Annotated in this window: 18 protein-coding genes; 8 read left to right on the top strand and 10 right to left on the bottom strand. The window is 73.9% G+C overall.

From position 1 onward, the window contains the following. Positions 1–56 precede the first annotated feature (56 nt). Complete coding sequence (locus ABZY91_RS09740) at positions 57–1,217, bottom strand: N(5)-(carboxyethyl)ornithine synthase (RefSeq protein WP_355401157.1); 1,161 nt, start codon at positions 1,215–1,217, stop codon at positions 57–59. Between the two features lie 304 nt (positions 1,218–1,521). On the opposite strand from ABZY91_RS09740, the gene ABZY91_RS09735 reads away from it, so the two are divergent. Both ABZY91_RS09735 and ABZY91_RS09730 read left to right on the top strand, forming a co-directional pair. Further along, a complete protein-coding gene (locus ABZY91_RS09735) occupies positions 1,522–1,863 on the top strand; it encodes a deoxyxylulose-5-phosphate synthase (protein WP_355401155.1) in 342 nt (113 codons plus the stop codon). Between the two features lie 161 nt (positions 1,864–2,024). Then, the gene (locus ABZY91_RS09730) at positions 2,025–2,963 is read left to right on the top strand and encodes an aldo/keto reductase (RefSeq protein ID WP_355401153.1); all 939 of its coding nucleotides are present in this window, start codon (positions 2,025–2,027) and stop codon (positions 2,961–2,963) included. Positions 2,964–3,024: 61 nt separating this feature from the next. Here the strand turns inward: ABZY91_RS09730 and ABZY91_RS09725 are convergent, their stop codons facing one another. The 5 genes from ABZY91_RS09725 to bioB form a co-directional block, all read right to left on the bottom strand. Then, positions 3,025–3,639, bottom strand: coding sequence for a hypothetical protein (locus tag ABZY91_RS09725; RefSeq protein WP_355401151.1), 615 nt, complete (start codon positions 3,637–3,639; stop codon positions 3,025–3,027). A 141-nt stretch (positions 3,640–3,780) separates the two neighbouring features. After that, complete coding sequence (locus tag ABZY91_RS09720; protein WP_329884096.1) at positions 3,781–4,224, bottom strand: hypothetical protein; 444 nt, start codon at positions 4,222–4,224, stop codon at positions 3,781–3,783. Positions 4,225–4,412: 188 nt separating this feature from the next. Continuing rightward, positions 4,413–5,150: a dethiobiotin synthase gene (gene bioD / locus ABZY91_RS09715; RefSeq protein WP_355401149.1), complete on the bottom strand. Its 738-nt coding sequence runs from the start codon at positions 5,148–5,150 to the stop codon at positions 4,413–4,415. Next, complete coding sequence (locus ABZY91_RS09710; protein WP_329884094.1) at positions 5,147–6,451, bottom strand: adenosylmethionine--8-amino-7-oxononanoate transaminase; 1,305 nt, start codon at positions 6,449–6,451, stop codon at positions 5,147–5,149. The genes bioD and ABZY91_RS09710 overlap by 4 nt, the downstream gene beginning before the upstream one ends. Positions 6,452–6,494: 43 nt before the next feature. Next, on the bottom strand, positions 6,495–7,844 hold the full coding sequence (bioB, locus tag ABZY91_RS09705) for a biotin synthase BioB (protein WP_355401147.1): 1,350 nt from the start codon (positions 7,842–7,844) through the stop codon (positions 6,495–6,497). Between the two features lie 210 nt (positions 7,845–8,054). On the opposite strand from bioB, the gene ABZY91_RS09700 reads away from it, so the two are divergent. Next, entirely contained in the window at positions 8,055–8,891 is an 837-nt protein-coding gene (locus tag ABZY91_RS09700; RefSeq protein WP_355401145.1) for a hypothetical protein, read from the top strand. Positions 8,892–9,042: 151 nt separating this feature from the next. Here the strand turns inward: ABZY91_RS09700 and ABZY91_RS09695 are convergent, their stop codons facing one another. Beyond that, positions 9,043–11,553 (bottom strand): DUF3516 domain-containing protein, encoded by a 2,511-nt coding sequence (locus ABZY91_RS09695; RefSeq protein WP_355401143.1) that lies wholly within the window; start codon positions 11,551–11,553, stop codon positions 9,043–9,045. A gap of 387 nt (positions 11,554–11,940) precedes the next feature. Between ABZY91_RS09695 and ABZY91_RS09690 the strand changes: the two genes are divergently transcribed. Both ABZY91_RS09690 and ABZY91_RS09685 read left to right on the top strand, forming a co-directional pair. Then, entirely contained in the window at positions 11,941–13,137 is a 1,197-nt protein-coding gene (locus tag ABZY91_RS09690; RefSeq protein WP_355401141.1) for an 8-amino-7-oxononanoate synthase, read from the top strand. Positions 13,138–13,270: 133 nt separating this feature from the next. Next, positions 13,271–13,945: a hypothetical protein gene (locus ABZY91_RS09685; RefSeq protein WP_355401139.1), complete on the top strand. Its 675-nt coding sequence runs from the start codon at positions 13,271–13,273 to the stop codon at positions 13,943–13,945. A gap of 162 nt (positions 13,946–14,107) precedes the next feature. Here ABZY91_RS09685 and ABZY91_RS09680 read toward each other — a convergent pair whose 3' ends face one another. Together ABZY91_RS09680 and ligD are read right to left on the bottom strand one after the other, a co-directional pair. Continuing rightward, a complete protein-coding gene (locus ABZY91_RS09680; RefSeq protein WP_355401137.1) occupies positions 14,108–14,971 on the bottom strand; it encodes an aminoglycoside phosphotransferase family protein in 864 nt (287 codons plus the stop codon). A 310-nt stretch (positions 14,972–15,281) separates the two neighbouring features. Further along, a complete protein-coding gene (ligD, locus tag ABZY91_RS09675; protein ID WP_329884150.1) occupies positions 15,282–16,298 on the bottom strand; it encodes a non-homologous end-joining DNA ligase in 1,017 nt (338 codons plus the stop codon). 148 nt (positions 16,299–16,446) lie between these two features. Between ligD and ABZY91_RS09670 the strand changes: the two genes are divergently transcribed. Further along, on the top strand, positions 16,447–17,508 hold the full coding sequence (locus ABZY91_RS09670; RefSeq protein WP_355401135.1) for an ATP-dependent DNA ligase: 1,062 nt from the start codon (positions 16,447–16,449) through the stop codon (positions 17,506–17,508). 109 nt (positions 17,509–17,617) lie between these two features. Here ABZY91_RS09670 and ABZY91_RS09665 read toward each other — a convergent pair whose 3' ends face one another. Next, the gene (locus tag ABZY91_RS09665; protein ID WP_355401133.1) at positions 17,618–19,054 is read right to left on the bottom strand and encodes a serine hydrolase domain-containing protein; all 1,437 of its coding nucleotides are present in this window, start codon (positions 19,052–19,054) and stop codon (positions 17,618–17,620) included. A 562-nt stretch (positions 19,055–19,616) separates the two neighbouring features. Here ABZY91_RS09665 and tdh point away from each other — a divergent pair. Continuing rightward, positions 19,617–20,645 carry an L-threonine 3-dehydrogenase gene (gene tdh, locus ABZY91_RS09660; RefSeq protein ID WP_355401131.1) on the top strand — a complete coding sequence of 343 codons (1,029 nt, stop codon included), beginning with the start codon at positions 19,617–19,619 and terminating at the stop codon, positions 20,643–20,645. A gap of 80 nt (positions 20,646–20,725) precedes the next feature. Beyond that, positions 20,726–21,919: a glycine C-acetyltransferase gene (locus ABZY91_RS09655; RefSeq protein WP_355401129.1), complete on the top strand. Its 1,194-nt coding sequence runs from the start codon at positions 20,726–20,728 to the stop codon at positions 21,917–21,919. Positions 21,920–22,032: the final 113 nt, after the last annotated feature.

Raw genomic sequence — 22,032 nt, 5'->3', positions numbered from 1 at the left:
ACCGGTCGGCGTGCGGTGCCCGGCCCGTTCCCGGGAGCCGGCGCGGGCGAGTCGCGTCAGGCGGCGGCCGACAGCCCCAGGGACCGGTGCGGATAGTCCGCCGAGCGGTGCTGGAAGGCCAGGATGCTCGGGTTCTGGACGACTCCGTCGCGGATCTCGATCGCGCGCCGCAGGGTCTCGTTGGAGCTCCACGCCCCCGGACCGGCGAGCACCGCTCGCAGGAAGGGCAGCAGTGCCTCGCTGTTCTCCCAGGTCGCCGAGTTCCACAGGTAGGACGGGCTGTGGTCGACGCCGTAGTACCGGACGTTGTCGCCGACCTGGAACGTCGGCTCCGTGAAGGACGTGGGACGGGCCCAGCTGAAGCCCATCCCCTCGTCGCAGGACACGTCGACGATGAGGGTGCCGGGTGCCAGCAGCCGGAGATCCTCCTCGTCGAGGAAGGTCAGCGGAGCGGCGGTGTCCTGCAGGACGCAGTTGATGATGATGTCGTGCTCGGCGAGGAACCCGGCCAGTGGCACCCGGCCGTCCTCGGACAGCACGAAGCTGCGCCGGTCGTCGTTCTCGTCGCGGTCGAACTGCACGATCCGCGTGGAGTGGATCGGTGAGCTGACCGCCGTCACCCCGCGCTGGGTGAGCACGTCGACGTCGTGCACGCCGAGCGCGCTGAGCGCCGTCACCGCGCCCCGGGCCGTCGCGCCGAAGCCCAGGACCACGGCCCGCAGGCGGCGGCCGTAGTCACCGGTCGAGCCGGTGAGCTGGAGGGCGTGCAGCACCGAGGAGTACCCGGCAAGCTCGTTGTTCTTGTGGAAGACGTGCAGGTTGAACGAGCCGTCGTTGGTCCAGTGGTTCATCGCCTCGAAGGCGATCAGGGTCAACCGGCGGTCGATGGCGATCTGCGTGAGTTCCTCGTCCTGGACGCAGTGCGGCCAGCCCCAGAGGACCTGTCCGTCGCGGAACTCCACGAGTTCCGCCGCCTGCGGTTTGGCCAGCAGGATGACGCCGCATTCGGCGAGCAGTTGCTCGCGTGAGCGGAAGCCGGCGACCAGTGGTGCCAGTTGTTCGTCCGGGACGCCGAAACCTTCGGCGTAGCCGTGTTCAAGGAAGATGCGCCCCTGGAGGTCGGGGTCGATCCGCTCGAAGTGTGAGGGATGAATCGGCAGTCGGCGCTCGTTCTCTTTGCGCGACTGTGCCATGACTCCGAGGTTGAGCTGGTGCACGTGGGCCCCTTTGATTACCCAAGGTCTAGCACAGTTCCGCACGTCACCGGACCGGACGGAGGGTCCCGGGGGCTCGGCCGGTGCCGTGGGCACCCCCTCGGGCGGGGCGGTCCGCCCTGCTCGGGGGCGGTCCCCTCCGTTTCGCGGCCCGGCAGCCAGGTGTTCGACCTTTTCCTTCGGCGCCGCCCCTCCGGTGCCGCCCCTCCGGCATCGCACTCGTACCCGCGACGTCCTGGACGGAGGCCGGGCCGCCGCGTGGAAAACCGGTCGAATCGCCGTTCCCGGGCGCCCCTACGCTGGCGGGATGGCCCACGCGAAGACCTCCTACGTCTGCCTGCCCTGCCGGGCCTCGTACAAGCAGCCCTACGACCGCGACCGCGGTCGGGTCTGCCCGCGCTGCGCCGGCCCGATGGTCCACGCGGGCTCCGCCTTCGCGGCCCCGCGCAGGCGCGACGCCGCCGGCTGGCGGACGCTCGCGGTGCTGCTCCACGCGGGCGTCCGCTTCCACAAGAGCTGCTGCGGTGGCCCCGGTTACCGCCCCCGCACCCTCCGCGAGGTGAAGGAGCGCATGACGTACGCGCGCCGCGGCGGCGAGCCGTTCGCGCGGGCCCTCGTCCGCCCGGAGGTCCCGGCCTTCCGCCCGTAGCCCGCCAGTAGCCCGCTCGTAGCCGGGCCGGGGCCGGACTCCCCGGCCCGTCCGGCGCCGAGCCGATCGCCGCGACCGGCCGTGCGGAGCCGGGGGATAAGCGGTTGCGGGTGATCGTGATTCGGTCTTGGATGGTCCAGACCACTACGGAAGGCTCATCCATGACTGTTCCTCAGCGCACCATTGTGTTGGGCACGTTGGGCTTCGGCACGATCGTCGACGAGGAGACCTCGTTCCGGATCCTGGACCGGTTCGTCGAGGCGGGCGGGACCGTCCTCGACACCGCCAACAACTACGCCTTCTGGCTCGACGGCGCGACCGGGGACGAGAGCGAGGAGGTCATCGGCCGCTGGCTGGCCGACCGCAACGCCCGCGACCGGGTCGTCATCAGCACCAAGGTGGGCGCCCGTCCGTCCGTTCCGGGGGCCGGGCTGGAGGCTGCCGAAGGGCTCTCGGAGAAGGCGATCCGGGCCGGTATCGAGGGCAGCCTGCGCCGCCTCGGCACCGATCACGTGGACGTGTACTGGAGCCACATCGAGGACCGGTCCGTCCCGCTCGCCGAGACCGTGGAGACCTTCGCCGACCTCGTGACGTCCGGCAAGGCGGGGGCCGTCGGCGCCAGCAACCACGCGGTCTGGCGGGTGGAGCGGGCACGGGCGCTGGCCGGCGCGCAGCCGCGGTACAGCCACCTCCAGTACCGCTACTCGTACCTCCAGCCGCGGTTCGACGTGCCGCTGCTCTCCTCGGCGCACGTCCACGTGACGTCCGAACTCCTCGACTACGTCCGCTCCGAGGGCGACCTCCGGCTCTGGGCGTACAGCCCGCTCCTCTCCGGCGGCCTCACCCGCCCCGAGGTGGAGATCGGCGCCGCCTACGACCACCCGGGCACGCCGAGGCGGCTCGCCGCCCTGCGCGAGGTCGCCGAGCAGTCCGGTGCCACCGTCAACCAGGTGGCGCTCAGCTGGCTGCTCGACCACGAGCCGCGGATCCTGCCGCTGGTCGGGGTGAGCGGGATCGCCCAGCTCGACGAGGTGCTCGGTGCCCTCGACGTGACCCTGTCCGAGGAGCAGCGCCGCCGTCTGGACGAGGCCGCGCTGTAGCCGGGGCAGCCCAGGCGGTCCGGTCGCCGCCGGGCCGCCGGGGCGGTCCGGCCACCCGGGTTCAGGCCGGGTAGCCGATCCCGACGATGTCGTCGGCGATGTCGCCCAGGTCCGTCTCCGGATTGAGGGCGGACACGACGGCTCCGGTGAGCGGACGGAGCGCCAGGACGTGCTCGACGGCGGCGAGGTCCGGCTCGTGCTCGGGCTCGTAGTAGTCCTCGGCCCACGCCCGGTACGCGGTGGCCGTGCCGTCGGCCAGCAGCCCGAAGAGCTCCACACCGCCGGTGGGGGCGGTCTGCGGGGCCTGCCAGCGGGTGTCCCCGCTCTCGCGCCAGAAGCAGACGGTGAGGTCCGGCCGGCCCTCGGAGTCGGCGAACGCCGGCTCGTCGACGTACGACCGGAAGGACTCGGGCACCTCCGCCAGCAGGTGCGGCGCGTTGGGCGCCTCGTGGTCGAGGCCGCGGGCGTACACGCCGGCCGCCGAGAAGACCATGAACCAGTCGTCGCCCTGCCCGTTGCGCATCGAGGCCATCTCCTCGCCCTTGCCCCAGTGCGCGTCGAAGGAGTAGTACCGGTCGCCCCAGTCGGGGCTGAGGACGGCGTCGAGCATGGCCAGGGCCCGGCACCGGTCGCGGAGCGCGGGGATGTCGGGCAGACGGAGCAGGAGATCGTGCATACCGTCATTCAATCAGGTGGTATCCGCACAGCCCGCCCGAGACGGCCCCCGGGCCGGCCGGCGGGTAGGCGGACGGGCCGGTAGGACGGCGCGCCGGCCGGCCAGGTACGCCGTCCGTCCGGCGGTGACCTGTCGGGCCCGTCAGGGATTGCTGAGCGCGTACGTGCGGAAGGTGGCGAGCAGGGGGAGGACGTCCGTCTTGCTCGGCTCCTCCGTGACCGCCCGCATCGCGTCGATCACCGCGTGCGCGATCACCTTGACCACGTCGAGGTCGTCGCCGGCGGTCTCGCCCCAGGCGCGCAGGGTCTGGGTGAGCAGGGCGCTCATCCGGGCCCCGATGTTGGAGCTGACGGCGTCGCTCAGCTCCGCCAGCTCCTCGTCGGTCATGCTCGACCGCAGTCCGAACGCCAGCGCCATCAGGGTGTCCACGGCGTGCTCGCCGTACGCCGCGACGAGCGCGGCGAGCGGTTGTTCGGCCGGTCCCCGGGTGGCCAGCGCGGCCAGTGCCTCGTCGTCGTCCTTCCACGCCGCTTCGAGCGCGGCGAGGGCCCGCAGGGCCTCGTCCACCATCAGGCCATCCGTCATGCGGAGAACGGTATTGAGGCCTGTCGCGCAGCGGACCGGGTGGTGCCGGGATCTCACCCGTTCGAGCGAATACCATCGCGTTCCCGCCCCGGCGCGCGCACGGTGGTGACCGGCCCCCGGGAGGAGGCCGGCCACGGGCCGGGGCGCGAGGCCAGAGCCCTGCGCCCCGGCCGGCGCAAAGCCGGCGCTCAGCCTGCGCCGTGCTCCGCGGTGAACCCGGCCGCGTCCCACCGGCCGTACAGCCCGGGGGCGAGCGAGGCGGCCGCCACGGCGGGGAAGTCCTCCGCGCCGGCGGCCCGTTCGGGCAGCGCACCGAGCAGCGGGGCGGCGGCGGCGCGGGGCAGGTCGGCCAGGTTGCAGCGGTCGGCGAGGCCGGGCGAGCGGGGCCAGGCGCCGACCACCACACCGAGCAGCGGCAGGCCGCGCGCGGCGAGTGCCTCCGCCGTGAGCGCGGTGGTGTTGAGCGTGCCGAGACCGGCCGTCGCCACCAGCAGCACCTCGGCCGGCAGCCCGAGGCCGCGCACCGCCTGCGCCTGGTCGGCCAGGGTCCGGCCCTGCCCGTCGTAGCGGACCAGCAGACCGCCGGCACCCTCCACCAGCACCAGGTCGTGCCGGTCGGCCAGTTCGGCCACCGCCTTCGCGACGTCCTCCGCCGCCAGGTACGGCAGACCCGCCCGTCGAGCCGCCGTGTCCGGCGCCAACGGCTCGGGGTAGCGGCTGAGTTCACGGAGCGTCAGCGGACCGCCGGCCAGTCGGGCGACCTCCTCGACGTCGCCGGCCTCCCCGGGCGCGACCCCGGTCTGCCCGGGTTTCAGCACCGCGACCCGCAGCCCGGCCCGCAGCGCCGCCGCGGCGACGGCGGCCGTGGTCACGGTCTTGCCGACCTCGGTGCCCGTCCCGGTCACGAACACGATCCGGGCGCTCATCCCGCCACCGCCGCCGCCGTGACGGCCGCGGCGATCCGCGCCACGTCCTCGTCGCCGGTCACGTACGGCGGCATGGTGTAGATGAGGTCCCGGAACGGGCGCAGCCAGACGCCCTCCCGGGCGGCGGCCTCGGTCGCCGCCGCCATGTCCACCGGGTGGTCCAGCTGCACGACGCCGATCGCACCGAGCACCCGCACCTCGTGGACGCCCGGCAGCCCGGCGGCGTCCGCCAGGCCGTCCCGCAGTCCGGCTTCGAGGCGTTTGACCTCCGTCTGCCAGTCCTGTCCGAGCAGCAGGTCGATCGAGGCGTTCGCGACGGCCGCCGCCAGCGGGTTGCCCATGAACGTCGGACCGTGGGCCAGCACCGGCATCTCGCCCCGGCTGATCCCGTCGGCGATCTCCGCCGTGCACAGCGCCGCCGCCATGGTGAGGTAGCCGCCCGTCATCGCCTTGCCCAGGCACATCACGTCCGGGGAGACGCCCGCGTGATCGGCCGCGAACAGCGCACCGCTGCGGCCGAACCCGGTGGCGATCTCGTCGAAGACCAGCAACACCCCGTGCCGGTCGCAGAGTTCGCGCAGCATCCGCAGGTAGGCGGGGGAGTGGAAACGCATCCCGCCCGCGCCCTGCACCACCGGCTCGACGATCACCGCCGCGAGCTCGCCCGCGTGACGCTCCATCAGCTCGTCGAAGGACTGCACGTAGGCGTCGTCGAGCGGGGCGTCGAAGCCGGCCGGCGGCTGCGCCGCGAAGAGCTGGCCGGGCAGCACCCCGCCCCACAGGTGGTGCATGCCGCCCTGGGGGTCGCAGACCGACATGGGGTGGAAGGTGTCGCCGTGGTAGCCGCCGCGCCAGGTGAGCAGCCGGCGCTTCTCGGGCCGGCCGACGGACTGCCAGTACTGCAGGCACATCTTCATCGCGACCTCGACGGCCACCGAGCCGGAGTCGGCGAGGAAGACGTGCTGCAGGGGTTCCGGAGTGATCTCCACCAGCGTGGCGGCCAGCCGGACGGCCGGTTCGTGGGTGAGCCCGCCGAACATGACGTGGCTCATCCGGCCCAGCTGTCCGCGCACCGCCTCGTCCAGCACCGGGTGGCCGTACCCGTGGATCGCCGCCCACCAGGACGACATGCCGTCGATCAGTTCGCGGTGGCCGCCCGCGACCGGCGCGGCCAGCGTGAGCCGGACGCCGGACGCCGACTCCACGACGTACGGGGTGGCGGTGCCGGGCATCGGTCCGTAGGGGTGCCAGACGTGCGCCCGGTCGAGCGCGAGGAGGGTGTCCGTGGACAGCTGGGCCATGAGGGGTCTACTTCCGTACCGTTCCGTTCCGTGCGGCGGGTGATCAGGCGTTGGGCGCGAGCTCGGTGCCGGCGCCACGACGGCGGACCCGGACGAGGTCGGTGCGCGACTCGTCGCCGCTCCCGCCGGCCGGCCCGGCGACCTCGACGAGCTCGGCCGGCTCGTCGAGCCCGGGCGCCTCGGCCGACGCCGCGGGCTCCGCGTCGAGCGTCCCGCCGTGTCCGGCGTGCCCGCCGTGTCCTCCGCACGGGCCGCAGCCGCCGCCCGTCCCGCACGGCCCGCCCGCCGGGGCGTCCGCGGCGTCGGCCGGGGTGCCGGACGCCGCACCGCTGCCGCAGCCTCCGCCGGTGGCGGCGCCGGTGCCGCAGCCGCCGCCCGCGAGGGCGTCCGCCCGGTGCCGGGGCAGGGTGGCCTCGCCCATGCCCTCCACCTCGAAGCCGGAGTCCCGGATCATGTCGAGGTCGGCCTGCCCGGCCTGCCCCTCGCTGGTCAGGTAGTCGCCCAGGAAGATGGAGTTCGCGACGTGCAGGCCCAGCGGCTGCAGGGTTCGCAGGTGCACCTCGCGACCGCCGGCGATCCGCACCTCGGTGTCCGGGTTGACGAACCGGACCATCGACAGGATGCGCAGGCAGCGCTGCGGGGTGAGGTTCCACTCCTTGGCCAGCGGGGTGCCCTCGAACGGGATCAGGAAGTTCACGGGCACCGAGTCCGAGCCCAGCTCGCGCAGCGCGAAGACGACGTCCACCAGGTCCTCGTCGCTCTCGCCCATGCCGGCGATCAGGCCCGAGCAGGCGGACAGGCCCGCACCGTGCGCCTTCCGCACGGTGTCGACCCGGTCGGCGTAGGTGTGGGTGGTGGTGATGGCGCCGTACGTGCCCTCGGAGGTGTTGAGGTTGTGGTTGTAGGCGTCGGCGCCGGCCGCCTTCAGCCGCTCGGCCTGGTTGTCGGAGAGCAGGCCCAGACAGGCGCACACCTCCACCGAGGGGTCGGCGTCCTTGATGGCGGTGATGGTGTCGGTGACCCGGTCGATGTCACGGTCCGTCGGACCGCGCCCGCTCGCGACCAGGCAGACGCGCTTGGCGCCGCCGCTCACTCCGGCCTTCGCGGCCTCGGCGGCCTGGCCCGGCTTCAGCCAGGTGTACTTGAGGATCCCGGCCTTGGAGCCCAGCCGCTGCGAGCAGTACGAGCAGTCCTCCGGGCAGAGCCCGCTCTTGAGGTTCACCAGGTAGTTGAGCTTGACCCGGCGGCCGAACCACCGCCGGCGCACCCGCCCGGCGGCCGCGACCACGTCCAGCAGCTCGTTGTCGGTGGTGGCGAGGACGGCCAGCGCCTCCTCGCGGGTGGGGGTCTCCCCACGCAGGCCCTTGGCGGTGAGGGTATCGAGCAGATCCATGGGCCTGATCCTGCCTCCTGGCCCGCGAGAGACGCCAGAGGAAACCCACCAGAAGATCCCGGGGAGGATGTGCGAGTTGTCACAGTGTCGAAGCTCACGGTAGTGGTGCAGGTCACGTCGGGTGCGGGGCCGGATCGGGGCGTCGCGCGACGGCCGCCGGAGCCCGCCCCAGTGATCTCCACCACGCGTGACCTGCATACAATCGGCGCCATGACCACGCAGGGGGAGCACGCCCCGTCACCCGCGGAACGACCGGCGGAACGACCGGTAGGCCAGACGTCCGAACGGCCCGTCGGGGCGTACCGGGCCAGGAGAGTGACCGCCCGCCGGGTCGTCGGCTGGGTCGTGGTGATCGGCCTGGTGGCGGCCGGAGGATGGGTCATCACCAGCCCGACGCCCGGCGACTTCATACCCGGGCTCGGTCCGTCCAGCAAGGACGCGACCAAGTCGCCACCGGTCGTCGGGGACGCGCCGCGCGCGGTCGCCGACCCCGAAGCCCTGGACGTCGACGCCTACTTCCCCGCCCAGCGGTTGATCGAGGCGGGCGGCTACAAGGGCAAGCGCTCCGGCGCCCGCCGGGGCGACAACTGCACCGAGGTGCTCCAGGACCGCACCCTGGACCTCCTGCGCGACGGCGGCTGCCGCGGCTACCTCGCCGTCAGCTTCGCCGGCCAGGAGAAGCCGGTGCTCAGCAGCGTCACCCTGCTGCGGTTCGCGGACGCCGCCTCCGCCGCCAGAGCCGCGGAGGCGCTGCGCGCCAAGCCCGGCTCGGTGGCCTTCGTCCTCCCCGACGCCTCCGCCGCGCCCGCCCAGGCCGCCGGCGCGGCCCGGCCCGGCGGCGATCCGCGGGTCGAGCTGGTCGGCCACTACGTGACGGTCACCAGCTCGCGGCCGGTCGACGCCCACGCGGCCTCGCCGACCCCCTCCGCCTCCGCCGGCACCCCGCTGCCGGCGCCGTCCACCGGCTCCCCCAGCGTCGAGCAGATGCTCGACGAGGCGACCCGGGCGCTCTCCGCCACGGCCGGCGCGCCCTTCGTCTGGATGTAGCGCCGCATGCGACGGGGCGGGCGGAGTGCACTCCGCCCGCCCCTTTCCGACGCGGTGTCAGGATGCCGCTGCCGCCGTCCTGATCGCCCGGCCCGGCCCTGAGCGGGCCCGGCCCCGCACCGGGGCCAGCCCTGAGCGGGCCGGCGGGCCGTCAGCCGCCCAGCCGGTCCACCGAGGTGATCCGCAGCACCGCCCGGCCCTCCTCGTCGGACCCGTAGAGGTCGACCTCGGCGCTGATGCCCCAGTCGTGGTCGCCCTCCGGGTCGTCGAAGATCTGCCGGACCCGCCAGGACGAGTCCGCCTCCTCGATCAGCAGCATCTTCGGCCCGCGCGCGTTCGGACCGGTGCCCAGGTCGTCGTACTCGTCCCAGTACCCGTCCATGGCGTCCGCCCAGCGGTCCGCGTCCCAGCCGTACTCGCCGTCCAGCTCGGCCAGCGCGTCGTAGTGCTCCAGCGCGCACAGCTCCACACGGCGGAACATCTCGTTGCGCACCAGGACCCGGAACGCCCGGGCGTTGGCCGTCACCGGCGCCGGCTTGTCGTCCAGCGCCACCTCGGCCGTCTGCGGGTCGGTCGGGTTGGCCAGCTGCTCCCACTCGTCCAGCAGGCTGGAGTCGACCTGGCGGACCAGCTCGCCCAGCCAGGCGATGATGTCCTTCAGGTCGTCGGTCTTCACGTCCTCGGGGACGGTCTGCTCCAGCGCCTTGTACGCGCCCGCCAGGTACCGCAGCACGATGCCCTCGGTGCGGGCCAGCTCGTAGAAGCCGACGTAGTCCGAGAAGGTCATCGCCCGCTCGTACAGGTCGCGGACCACCGACTTCGGCTGGAGCCGGTGGTCGCCGATCCACGGGTGCGCCCGCTGGTACACCTCGTAGGCGTGGGTGAGCAGTTCCTCCAGCGGCTTCGGGTAGGTGATCTCCTGGAGCCGCTCCATCCGCTCCTCGTACTCGATGCCGTCGCGCTTCATCTCGCCGACGGCCTCCCCGCGCGCCTTGTTCTGCTGCGCGGCGAGGATCTGGCGCGGGTCGTCGAGCGTCGCCTCGACGACCGACACCACGTCCATCGCGTGCGAGGGCGAGGTCGGGTCGAGCAGCTCGAAGGACGCCAGCGCGAACGTCGAGAGCGGCTGGTTGAGCGCGAAGTTCTCCTGGAGGTCCAGGGTGAGCCGGACGATGCGGCCCTCCGAGTCCGGTTCCGGAAGCCGCTCGACCACGCCGCCCTCCAGCAGCGAGCGGTAGATGGCGATGGCGGTGCGGATGTGCCGGCGCTGGGCGGAGCGGTCCTCGTGGTTGTCGGTGAGCAGCGTGCGCATCGCCTCGAAGGCGTTGCCCGGCCGGCCGATCACCGAGAGCAGCATCGCGTGGGTCACCTTGAACCGGGAGACCAGCGGCTCGGGGTCGGCGGAGATCAGCTTCTCGAAGGTCTCCTCGGACCAGCCGACGAACCCCTCCGGCGCCTTCTTCCGGACGATCTTGCGCTTCTTCTTCGGGTCGTCGCCGGCCTTGGCGACGGCCTTGTCGTTCTCGATGACGTGCTCGGGGGCCTGCGCCACCACCTGGCCCACCGTGTCGAACCCGGCCCGCCCGGCGCGCCCGGCGATCTGGTGGAACTCCCGCGCCCGCAGCATCCGCACCCGCTGGCCGTCGTACTTGGAGAGCGCGGTGAACAGCACCGTGCGGATCGGCACGTTGACGCCCACGCCCAGCGTGTCCGTCCCGCAGATGACCTTCAACAGGCCTGCCTGGGCGAGGCGTTCGACCAGCCGCCGGTACTTCGGCAGCATGCCGGCGTGGTGCACGCCGATGCCGTGCCGTACGAACCGGGACAGGTTGCGGCCGAACTTGGTGGTGAACCGGAAGTTGCCGATCAGCGCGGCGATGGCGTCCTTCTCCGCCTTCGAGCACATGTTGATGCTCATCAGCGACTGCGCCCGCTCCACCGCCTCCTTCTGCGTGAAGTGCACGACGTAGACCGGCGCCTGGCCGGTCTTCAGCAGCTCCTCCAGCGTGTCGTGCATGGGGGTGCGCCGGTACTCGTAGAACAGCGGCACCGGGCGGGTCGTGTTGCGGACCACGGTGGTCGGGCGGCCGGTCCGGCGGTTCAGGTCCTCCTCGAAGCGCCGTACGTCGCCGAGCGTCGCCGACATCAGCAGGAACTGCGCCTGCGGCAGCTCCAGCAGCGGGATCTGCCAGGCCCAGCCGCGGTCCGGCTCCGCGTAGAAGTGGAACTCGTCCATGACCACCTGGCCGACGTCGGCCAGGCGCCCGTCGCGCAGCGCGATCTGTGCCAGCACCTCCGCGGTACAACAGATGATCGGCGCGGTCGGGTTCACCGACGCGTCGCCCGTCATCATGCCGACCTGCTCGGTGCCGAACATCTTGCACAGGTCGAAGAACTTCTCCGACACCAGTGCCTTGATCGGCGCGGTGTAGAACGTCCGCTTCCCCTCCGCCAGCGCGGCGAAGTGCGCACCCGCCGCCACCAGGCTCTTGCCCGACCCGGTCGGCGTCGCCAGGATCACGTTGTTCCCCGACACCAGCTCGATCAGCGCCTCCTCCTGCGCCGGGTACAGCGAGATCCCGCGCTCCTCCGCCCAGGCGGCGAACGTCTCGTACAGCGCGTCGGGCGTGGCGGGCTTCGGCATCAGATCTAGGAGGGTCACCCGGCTATCTTGCCTGCTCGTCGCCGCCCCCGGCAAAGGCCGCGCCCCGCGGGCTCCCGGCAGGAGGGGCCGACCGCCTGTGGGGAGCGGGCGGCGACGTGTCCGGGGGCCTGCCCCGTGAACGGCCTCGGGCCCGGCCGGGCCGTGGCCGCCACCGTACGGGGAGAGGGCCGGGCGGCGACCGGAACGCGAAAGGACCGAGGCGGGACCACGAAGGGAACCCGGCCGGCCACCCGGCCGGTCTCGCCGCACCGTATTCCGGAATCACCGGGCAATTTCGAGGAATTCGTTTCCCGAATTCCGTCGAATCGAGGGCGAAGGAAAGGGCCGGGCGTGTGCCCAGACGCACATTGCCCGGTGCGCGCGGGGCGTGCCAGAGTGCCGACCATGGTCCACCCCTCTGCGCCCGAGGCGCCCGTCGTCGCCCCCGCCGCCGTCTTCGACTGGCTCGACGAGACGGCCGAGCAGCGCGCCCGGGCCGGGCTCACCCGGACGCTGCGCAGCCGGCCCGCCGAGGACCCGGTGCTCGACCTCGCCGGCAACGACTACCTCGGACTCACCCGGCACCCCGCCGTCACCCGGGCCGCCGCCGACGCCGCGCTGCGCTGGGGCGGCGGCGCCACCGGCTCCCGCCTGGTCACCGGCACCACCGCCCTGCACACCGAACTGGAGGGCGAGCTGGCCGACTTCTGCGGCGTCGAGGCCGCCCTCGTGTTCTCCTCCGGGTACACCGCCAACCTGGCCGCGCTCACCGCGCTCACCGACCCGGACACCCTCATCGTCTCCGACGCGTACAACCACGCCTCGCTGATCGACGGCTGCCGGCTCGCCCGGGCCGACGTCCACCGCGCCCCGCACAGCGACCCCGCCGCCGTCGCCGCCGTCCTCGCCGAACGCACCCGGCGGCGGGCCCTGGTCGTCACCGACTCCGTCTTCTCGGTCGACGGCAACGCCGCCCGGCTGCCCGAACTCGCCCTCGCGGCACGGTCGTCCGGCGCTGCGCTGCTGGTCGACGACGCCCACGGGCTCGGCGTCCTCGGGCCCGGCGGTGCCGGCGCCCTCGCCGCCGCCGACCTCGCGGGAGCCCCGGACGTGGTCGCCACCGTCACCCTCTCCAAGTCGCTCGGCTCCCAGGGCGGCGCCGTCCTCGGCCCCCGCCGGGTGATCCGCCACCTCACCGAGACGGCCCGCACCTTCATCTTCGACACCGGCCTCGCCCCCGCCGCCGTCGGCGCCGCCCTCGGCGCGCTGCGCCTGCTGCGCGCGGAACCGCACCGTGCCGACCGTGCCCGCGAGGTCGCCCGCACGCTCGCCGCCCGGCTCACGGCCGCCGGGCTGCACGCCTCCCGCCCGGACGCCGCCGTGGTGTCCGTCCGCGCGCCCGGGCCCGAGGCCGCCGTCGCCTGGGCCGCCGACTGCCGCCGCGCCGGCCTCGCCGTCGGCTGCTTCCGCCCGCCCTCCGTCCCCGACGGGATCTCCCGGCTGCGGCTGACCGCCCGCGGCGACCTGACGGACACTCAGATCGCCGAAGCGGTCGGGATCATCGCCTCGTGCGCCCCGGAGGGCGCCGCGCTCGCCGGCTGACCGGAACCGCCGCCACCCGACCGGCGTCCTGACCCACGGCACGGCACGGCACGGCACGGCACGGCACGGCACGGCACGGCACGGCACGGCACGGCACGGGCGGGTACGGGCGGGCGCGGGACGGGCGGGGCGGATGACCACGAACGGTGAGGCGGTCCACGACGAGGACGGCACCGGGCCGGGCGGCACCGGTGCCGGCGGTGCGGAGCCGCGCGACGCGGAGCCGAAGGGCGCCGAGGTCCGGGATGCCGTGCCGGCCGGGCCCGACGGGCCACGGCACCGGGTGCGCCGCTTCCTCGGAAGGCTCACCCTGGTCGCGGTGGCCCTGGGGCTCTTCTGGCTCGCCTGGCTGGCCGCCTCGGCCACCGTCCCGCACCTCGGCTACTCGGTCGGCGCCACCGGTGAGCGGGGCTGGTACATGCGCGGCATCTGCCTGCCCGAGGCCGAACTCTCCGACTACCAGAGGGAGCACCTCCCGCCGGGCGGCTGCGACGGGCGGTTCGACCCGGCCGACGGTGAATCCACCTACCGCTACGCCCTGAACGAGGACCCGACGGACAGCGCGGGCCCCGTCCAGGTGCGGTGCGGAGCGGGGGAGTGCCACGAGTCCGGCTTCAGGGCCACGGCGTGGTGGCTCTTCGTGCTGCTGGGCGGGCTGGCGGCGGTGCCCGCAGGTGCCTTCCTGATCGTCTGGGCCGTCGCCGAACCGCTCGCCGACCGCCTCTTCACGCCGGCCTCCGTCGGCGTCGGCGTGATGCTCGGGCTGTCCTGCCTCTGCTGCGTGCTGACCGGTAGGGGAAGTGCCTGACACGGCCGAACCGGCCGTGCCGATCCCGCGTCCCGGTCGTCCTGCCGGTCGGCGCGTTCGCCACCTTCTCCACCTTCGCCGGTGCGATCGTCGGCCGGTGGCGGAGGTCGCCGGGCGGCCCTCGCGCCACCGCGAGTGCCGCCGTGCCGTTCGCCCGCGCCGTCAGAGTCCGCCCAGCCCCCGCAGGAACGCCGTCCCGGCGTCCCGCCGGCCGGCGGCCGTCCTGGGGGCCGCGGTCAGCACGGAGGCCGCGCGGCACCAGGCCAGTACCCGCCCGGGGTCGGTGCCCGGGATCCGGGCGGTCAGCTCGCCGATCCGCGAGGACAGCGCGGCGGCGTCGGTGACCCCGTCCAGCGCCCAGTCGACCAGGTCGAAGTCGGGGTCGCCCAGGCAGGGGCGAGGGTCGATCGCGACCGGCCCGGCCGGGCCGAGCAGCACGTTGGAGGGGTGCAGGTCCCCGTGCACCAGGCCCCGGGGGCCGGTCGCCGCCAGCTCCCGCAGGGGCTCCCAGGCCCCGGCCGGGACCACGCCGGGAGCGCGCCGCTCCGTCAGCCCGACGAGGAAGTCCACCCGTTCGGCCAGCGACGGCAGCGCCACCCCGTCCACCGGCGCCGACCGCAGGCCGGCCAGCAGCCCGGCCACCTCGGCCGGGCGCCACCCGTGTTCGCGCAGCGTCGTGCCGGGCGCGACGTCCGCGAGCAGCAACGCCCCCGTCGGGGCGTCGTACTCCAGCAGCCGCACCACCCACGGCGAGCCCGACCACGCCCGCAGCGCCGTCGCCTCCTGCGCCGCCACCTCGGGGTCCGGCGTCAGCTTCATCCGGACGACGGCGCCGTCCGCCGCCCGCCCGCACCGGAAGACCCGTGCCGTGCCGCCCCCGCCGGCCGCCAGCACCGTCAGGCCCCAGCGTTCCGCGAGGGCGGCGACCAGCGCCGGAAGCTCCTCGCACCACGCCTCCGCGCCGGGTCCGAACCGGACGAGCAGCCGGGCCCGCACCTCCTCCGGGACCACCGCGAGCGCGCTCACGGGCGCCCCGGGACCGGCAGTGCCTCGGCGCCGACGGGCCGACGGCCGGCCGCCCGGAGCGCCGGGAGCGCCGGGAACGCCGGGAGCGCCCGGACACGGGCCGTGACCACGCGGGGGTGTGCCCGGTCGGCCACCGGGACCGTTCCGTCCGACGGCGGGCGCAGCCCGCCCGCCGCGTCCGCCAGGATCCGCCGCAGCCCCCGCACACCCACCCCGTCCACGCCCTTCCGCCCCGTCCGCACCCCGGCCCGCACCCGCGGGCGCAGCCGCCGGAGGCCGGGTGATCTTCGTGGCGCGACAGCCTACGCGATCACGCCGGATGCTCCTCGTCGGCCTTCTTCCGGGCCCGGCTCGGCTGGACCCGGGTCGGCTCCCCGGCCGCCTTCGGGTGGTCCGGCGGATACGGCAGTTCACCCAGCCCCTCGTCCGTCACCTGCCGCTCGTACAGCTCCAGCAGGCTCTCCAGCCGGAACGCCTCCTCGTCCATCTCCGCCTGCAGGTCGCCGAGTTCGGCGAACCGGGCGGGCACCGTCCGCAGGTCGAAGTCCTCCGGCAGCGCGTCGTCCACCTCGTCCCACCGCAGCGGTGTCGACGCCGTAGCCCGCGGCCGGGCGCGCAGCGAGTAGGCGGAGGCGATGGTGCGGTCCCGCGCCATCTGGTTGTAGTCGACGAAGATCCGCTCGCCGCGCTCCTCCTTCCACCAGGCCGTCGTCACCCGGCCGGGAAGCCGCCGTTCCAGCTCCCGGCCCAGCGCGATCACCGCGTGCCGCCCGTCCGTGAACGTCCACTCCGGGACCAGCGGCACGTACACGTGCAGCCCGCGCCCGCCCGAGGTCTTCGGCCAGCCGCGCAACCCGTGCTCCTCCAGCACCGCCCGCAGTTCGTGCGCCACCCGTGCCGCGTCCCGGAAGTCCGTCCCCGGTTGCGGGTCCAGGTCGATCCGCAGCTCGTCGACGTGTTCGGTGTCCCCGCGCCGCACCGGCCACGGGTGGAAGGTCAGACAGCCCAGATTGGCCGCCCAGAGGACGGCGGCCGGCTCGGTCGGGCAGATCTCGTCGGCCGACCGCCCGCTCGGGAAGGCGATCCGGGCGGTCGGCAGCCAGTCCGGCAGGCCCTTCGGCGCCCGCTTCTGGTAGAAGAACTCGCCCTCGACCCCGTCCGGGAACCGCTGGAGCGTGGTCGGCCGGTCCCGCAGCCCGCGCAGCGCCCCGTCCGCGACCGCCAGGTAGTACTCGGCGACGTCCAGCTTGGTGAAGCCACGCTCCGGGAAGTACACCTTGTCGGGGTTCGAGAGCCGGACACTGCGCCCGGCGACATCCAGTTCCACGGCAGAGCCCATGCCTCTCACGCTAAGCGCGCCCCGCCCGCGGCGCGCCCCGAGGCGGCCCCGCCCACGCGCCCCGCCCACGCGCCCCGCCCGCCGTCCAGGGTCCGCTGCCGCGCGGCGGCGGGCCTTCGGCGCGAGGATCGGGACCATGGACCTGCCCGTCATGCCGCCGGTCGCGCCGATGCTCGCCAGGTCGGTCGCGAAGATCCCGCCCGGAATGCAGTACGAGGCCAAGTGGGACGGCTTCCGCACCGTCGTCTTCCGCGACGGCGACGAGATCGAGCTCGGCAGCCGCACCGGCAAGCCGCTCACCCGCTACTTCCCCGAGCTCGTCGAGGCGCTGCGCCGTGAGACACCCCCGCGCTGCGTGCTGGACGGCGAGGTGGTCATCGCCCGCGAGGGCCGGCTCCGGTTCGAGGAGCTCCTCGAACGCATCCACCCCGCCGCCAGCCGCGTCGCCCTGCTCGCCGAACGCACCCCCGCCTCCTTCGTCGCCTTCGACCTGCTCGCCCTCGGTGACCGGTCGCTGATCGACGAGCCCCTCACCGCGCGTCGCACCGCCCTGGAGGCGGCCCTCGCCGACGCCGCCGACCCCGTCTTCACGGCCCCCGCCTCCACGGACCGCGACCTCGCCGACACCTGGTTCGCCCGGTACGAGGGCGCCGGTCTGGACGGCGTCGTCGCCAAGCCCCTCGACCAGCCCTACCGGCCGGGCGAGCGCGCCATGTACAAGATCAAGCACGAGCGAACCGCGGACTGCGTCGTCGCCGGCTACCGCGAACACAAGAGCGGTCCGATCGTCGGTTCCCTCCTGCTCGGTCTGCACGACGCCGACGGCCGCCTCCAGCACGTCGGCGTCTGTGCGGCCTTCCCGATGGCCCGCCGCCGCGAACTCGTCGAGGAGCTGGCCCCGCTGCGGATGGCCGACACCGGCGCCCACCCCTGGGGTGCCTGGGCCGACGAGGCCGCCCACGCGGACGCCCGGCTGCCCGGCGCGCAGAGCCGGTGGACCGGCGGCAAGGACCTCTCCTGGGTGCCGCTGCGCCCGGAGCGCGTCGCCGAGGTCCGCTACGACCACATGGAGGGCACCCGCTTCCGGCACACCGCCCAGTTCCGCCGCTGGCGCCCCGACCGCACCCCCGGGAGCTGTACCTACGAGCAGCTGGAGGAACCGGTCTCCTACGACCTCGCGCAGGTCCTGGGCATCTGACCGGACCTCGACGGCCCCGCCCGAAGCCGGATTCCCAGGCTTCGGGCGGGGCCGTGCGGGCCGTGCGGGCCGTCGGCGCGGCCGGCGCCGCGCACGGAGGACCCGCCGGTCAGGCGTTCGCGTTCGACGAGGGCGACTTCGGGGACGGCGAGGGCGACTTCGACGACGGGGACCCCGACGAGGGCGAGGGGGACTTGGAGGGGGACGCCGACGACGCCGACGACGTGGCGGACGGGGACCCCGAGCCGGCCGGCGCCGCCGGGAGCGTGTAGACGTTCGCGGGCGAGATGATCTCGGTGACGGCCTGCGCGAACAGCGTCGACGGCTCCTGACCCTGGAACGACACGTCGGTGTTCAGCAGTACCACCAGCGAGGTCTGCGCCGACGGCAGGTAGACCACCACGCTCTGGTAGCCCGGCAGCGAGCCGTTGTGCCCGATCCACCCGTGGTCGTAGAAGATCCCGAGCCCGTACCAGGTGTCGGGCACCGTCGAGGGCTGCGGCTTCAGCCGCTGCGCCTGCGTCTGCGGGGTCAGCAGCGTTCCGGTGGCCACCACCTTGGCCCACTTCTGGAGGTCCGCCTGGTCCGAGATGATCGCCCCCGCGGCCCAGGCCCAGGACGGGTCCCAGTCGGTGGCGTCCGCGATCGCCCCGTTCGGCGTCTGGTTGGTGTAGCCGCGGGCGTGCGGCTGCGGGAACTCGCTGCCGACCGGGAACACCGTCCGGCCCAGGCCCGCCGGTTCGAACACCTGCTGCTTCAGGAACGTCCCGAGCGGCTGCCCGCCGAGCTTCTCGATCACCAGGCCGAGCAGCACCGTATTGGTGTTGGAGTACTCGAACTTGGCGCCGGGCGCGAAGTTCACCGGATGCTTGAACGCGTAGGAGAGCAGCTGCTGGGGCGTGAACACCCGGTCCGGGTCGGCCTCCAGGGTCTGCACGAACTCCTCGTCCTGGGTGTACGAGAAGAGGCCGCTCTGCATGGCCGCGAGCTGGCGCAGCGTGATCGTGTCGCCGTTGGGCACGTCCGACACGTACGTGCCGATCGGGTCGTCCAGGCCCGCCTTGCCCTGGTCGACCAGCTTGAGCAGTCCGGTGACCGTGAAGGTCTTCGTCTCGCTGCCGATCCGCATGTTGAGACCGGTCACCATCGGCGTGCCCGCGACCTTGTCGGAGACGCCGAAGGCCTTGAGGTAGTTGCCGCCCGGGGACGACACGCTGACGATCACACCGGGGATCGAGGCCTCCCGCAGCACCCGCTGCACGGCCGTGTCCAGCCGCGCCGTGACGTCCGAGGTGATCGGCACCACCGCCCCGCCGGAGCTCGCCGACGCCGACGGCCCGGAGGAGGAGGCCGTCGCCGACGGGCTCAGCGCCGCCGGGACGGCGGTCACCGCCCCCGCGGCGGGCGGATCGGACGCCGCCCCGCCCGAACAGCCGGCCGCGCCCAGCAGCCCGGCCAGCGCCAGCACCGCCGGGGCCGACCGGGTGCGCCGCCGCTGGGGGGCGGGGCGCGGGGGGCGGGGACTCGCCGCGGAATTCGTCGTCATCTTCGAGGCGCCTCTCTGGGCCGGACGGACCCGGAGCAGCGCTCCACGGGCCCCTGGGGGAGCGATCGCCACCGTATGCGCGCCGCCGCGGGCCCGCGCGCCGGCCGTCGTCCCGCTGGCCCGAACGGACCCAAGGCTCAGCCGCCCGCCCCAGTCCCGCTCGCGGACGGGCGCCGTCTCCCCATCCCGCCGGCCGCCGCCCTCCCCGCGGCCCGGCCGCGCGCACCCACGCCGCCGGCCACCGCCACCGCCGGCCGACGCGACCCCGGCGGGACACCCCGCGACCCCGCAGGACCACCCCGTGCGCTCCGCCGTACGAGTGGCCACCGGCATGCCGCGAGGGCCCCCGACCCCAGCTCGGGCACGATCGTTTAGCCCAGCTGTGGCGGCCCTTAAGAATTCCTCGATGGACCGCACCCCCTCTCACCAGGCAGATTGCTGCCTGCCCGGAATGCGGACACCAGGACCTCCTGGAAGCCTGCAAGGAACCGCCACTCCCCGCCGGGCCCCGTCGGCCTGCCCACACCGGGCCGCCACCCACCGTGCGTCAGGAGCCACCGCCGTGAAGGCACTCGTCAAGCAGAAGGCCGAGCCCGGACTCTGGCTGGTGGACGTCCCCACCCCGGTGATCGGCCCCGGTGAGGTGCTCATCAAGGTGCTGCGCACCGGCATCTGCGGTACCGACCTGCACATCCGCAAGTGGGACGGCTGGGCGCAGCAGACCATCAAGACCCCGCTGGTGCTCGGCCACGAGTTCGTCGGCGAGGTCGCCGAGATCGGCTCGGCCGTCGCGGACATCGCCGTCGGTGACCTGGTCAGCGGCGAGGGCCACCTGGTCTGCGGCAAGTGCCGCAACTGCCTGGCCGGCCGCCGCCACCTCTGCCGCAACACCGTGGGCCTGGGCGTCGGCCGCGACGGCGCCTTCGCCGAGTACGTGGCGCTGCCCGCCTCCAACGTCTGGGTGCACCGGGTGCCGGTCGACCTCGACGTCGCCGCGATCTTCGACCCGTTCGGCAACGCCGTGCACACCGCGCTCTCGTTCCCGCTGGTCGGCGAGGACGTGCTGATCACCGGCGCCGGTCCGATCGGCATCATGGCCGCCGCCGTCGCCAAGCACGCCGGCGCCCGCAACGTGATGATCACCGACGTCTCGCCCTACCGGCTCGACCTCGCCCGCAAGGTCGGTGTCTCGCTGGCGCTCAACGTCGCCGAGCACACCATCGAGGAGGGCCAGCAGAAGCTCGGCCTGCGCGAGGGCTTCGACGTCGGCCTGGAGATGTCCGGCCGCCCCGAGGCGCTCCAGTCGATGATCGCCAACATGACGCACGGCGGGAAGATCGCCGTGCTCGGCCTGCCCGCCGAGGAGTTCCCGGTCGACTGGGCCTCCGTCGTGACCTCGATGATCACCATCAAGGGCATCTACGGCCGCGAGATGTTCGAGACCTGGTACGCGATGTCCGTCCTGCTGGAGGGCGGGCTGGACCTCAGCCCCGTGATCACCGGCCGTTACCCCGCCGCCGACTACGAGGCCGCGTTCGACGAGGCGGCCGGCGGCCGCTGCGGCAAGATCATCCTCGACTGGACCGTCTGACCACCGGACGAGCCCGCCCGGGAACGGACGAGACCGTCCGCGACCCCCTTCGCCCTCGCTCACTCGTGTAGGAGTCTGCTGTGATCGACAACGTGCGTGACGACCTGGCCGCCACCCTCGACGAGATCCGCGAGGCGGGCCTCTTCAAGCCGGAGCGGGTGATCGGCAGCCCGCAGAGCGCCGCCGTCACCGTCACCGGCGGCGGCACCCCCGGCGAGGTGCTCAACTTCTGCGCCAACAACTACCTCGGTCTCGCCGACCACCCGGACGTGATCGCCGCCGCCAAGGACGCGCTCGACCGCTGGGGCTACGGCATGGCGTCCGTCCGCTTCATCTGCGGCACCCAGGACGTCCACAAGGAGTTGGAGGAGCGCCTCTCCGCGTTCCTCGGCCAGGAGGACACCATCCTCTACTCCTCCTGCTTCGACGCCAACGGCGGCGTCTTCGAGACCCTGCTCGACGAGCGCGACGCGGTCATCTCGGACGCCCTCAACCACGCGAGCATCATCGACGGCATCCGCCTCTGCAAGGCGCGCCGCCACCGCTACGCCAACCGTGACCTGGCCGACCTGGAGCAGCAGCTCAAGGAGGCCCAGGGCGCCCGCCGCCGCCTCATCGTCACCGACGGCGTGTTCTCGATGGACGGCTACGTCGCCCCGCTGCGGGAGATCTGCGACCTGGCCGACCGCTACGACGCGATGGTCATGGTCGACGACTCGCACGCGGTCGGCTTCGTCGGCCCGGGCGGGCGCGGCACCCCCGAGCTGCACGGCGTGATGGACCGCGTCGACATCATCACCGGCACCCTCGGCAAGGCGCTCGGCGGAGCGTCGGGCGGTTACGTGGCCGCACGCCGCGAGATCGTCGCCCTGCTGCGCCAGCGCTCGCGGCCGTACCTGTTCTCCAACTCGCTCGCGCCGGTCATCGCCGCCGCCTCGCTGAAGGTGCTCGACCTGGTCGAGCAGTCCACCGACCTGCGGGAGCGGCTGGTGGCCAACACCGCGCTGTTCCGGTCGAAGATGACCGAGGCCGGCTTCGAGATCCTGCCCGGCGACCACCCGATCGCCCCGGTGATGATCGGCGACGCGGCCGAGGCCGGCCGGCTCGCCGAGCTGCTGCTGGAGCGCGGCGTGTACGTGATCGGGTTCTCGTACCCGGTCGTGCCGCACGGCCAGGCCCGGATCCGGGTGCAGCTCTCGGCCGCGCACTCCACCGAGGACGTCGAGCGCGCCGTCGCCGCCTTCGTCGACGCGCGCGCCGCGCTGGGGAAGTAGCCCGGCAGCGGGGGAGGACCCCGCGGAGCCGGCCCCCGTCCGGGCCGGCTCCCCGCTGACCGCCCGTGGCACGTCCGCTCGGAACCGGACGTGCCACGGGCTCCGAAAGCCGC

This window comes from Kitasatospora sp. NPDC002965 (assembly GCF_040611255.1).
In the GTDB taxonomy this organism is placed as follows: Bacteria; Actinomycetota; Actinomycetes; order Streptomycetales; family Streptomycetaceae; genus Kitasatospora.
Note: the sequence above shows the minus strand (reverse complement) of the source record. Positions and strands in the feature narration are given on the sequence as shown.

Excerpts from the sequence above, each read along its gene's own strand:
- ABZY91_RS09735 (WP_355401155.1), top strand. The coding sequence starts at position 1,522 with ATGGCCCACGCGAAGACCTCCTACGTCTGCCTGCCCTGCCGGGCCTCG.
- ABZY91_RS09725 (WP_355401151.1), bottom strand. The coding sequence starts at position 3,639 with ATGCACGATCTCCTGCTCCGTCTGCCCGACATCCCCGCGCTCCGCGAC.
- ABZY91_RS09665 (WP_355401133.1), bottom strand. The coding sequence starts at position 19,054 with ATGACGACGAATTCCGCGGCGAGTCCCCGCCCCCCGCGCCCCGCCCCC.
- ABZY91_RS09670 (WP_355401135.1), top strand. The coding sequence starts at position 16,447 with ATGGACCTGCCCGTCATGCCGCCGGTCGCGCCGATGCTCGCCAGGTCG.
- ABZY91_RS09720 (WP_329884096.1), bottom strand. The coding sequence starts at position 4,224 with ATGACGGATGGCCTGATGGTGGACGAGGCCCTGCGGGCCCTCGCCGCG.
- ABZY91_RS09700 (WP_355401145.1), top strand. The coding sequence starts at position 8,055 with ATGACCACGCAGGGGGAGCACGCCCCGTCACCCGCGGAACGACCGGCG.
- ABZY91_RS09690 (WP_355401141.1), top strand. The coding sequence starts at position 11,941 with ATGGTCCACCCCTCTGCGCCCGAGGCGCCCGTCGTCGCCCCCGCCGCC.
- ABZY91_RS09710 (WP_329884094.1), bottom strand. The coding sequence starts at position 6,451 with ATGGCCCAGCTGTCCACGGACACCCTCCTCGCGCTCGACCGGGCGCAC.
- bioB (WP_355401147.1), bottom strand. The coding sequence starts at position 7,844 with ATGGATCTGCTCGATACCCTCACCGCCAAGGGCCTGCGTGGGGAGACC.
- bioD (WP_355401149.1), bottom strand. The coding sequence starts at position 5,150 with ATGAGCGCCCGGATCGTGTTCGTGACCGGGACGGGCACCGAGGTCGGC.
- ABZY91_RS09685 (WP_355401139.1), top strand. The coding sequence starts at position 13,271 with ATGACCACGAACGGTGAGGCGGTCCACGACGAGGACGGCACCGGGCCG.
- ABZY91_RS09730 (WP_355401153.1), top strand. The coding sequence starts at position 2,025 with ATGACTGTTCCTCAGCGCACCATTGTGTTGGGCACGTTGGGCTTCGGC.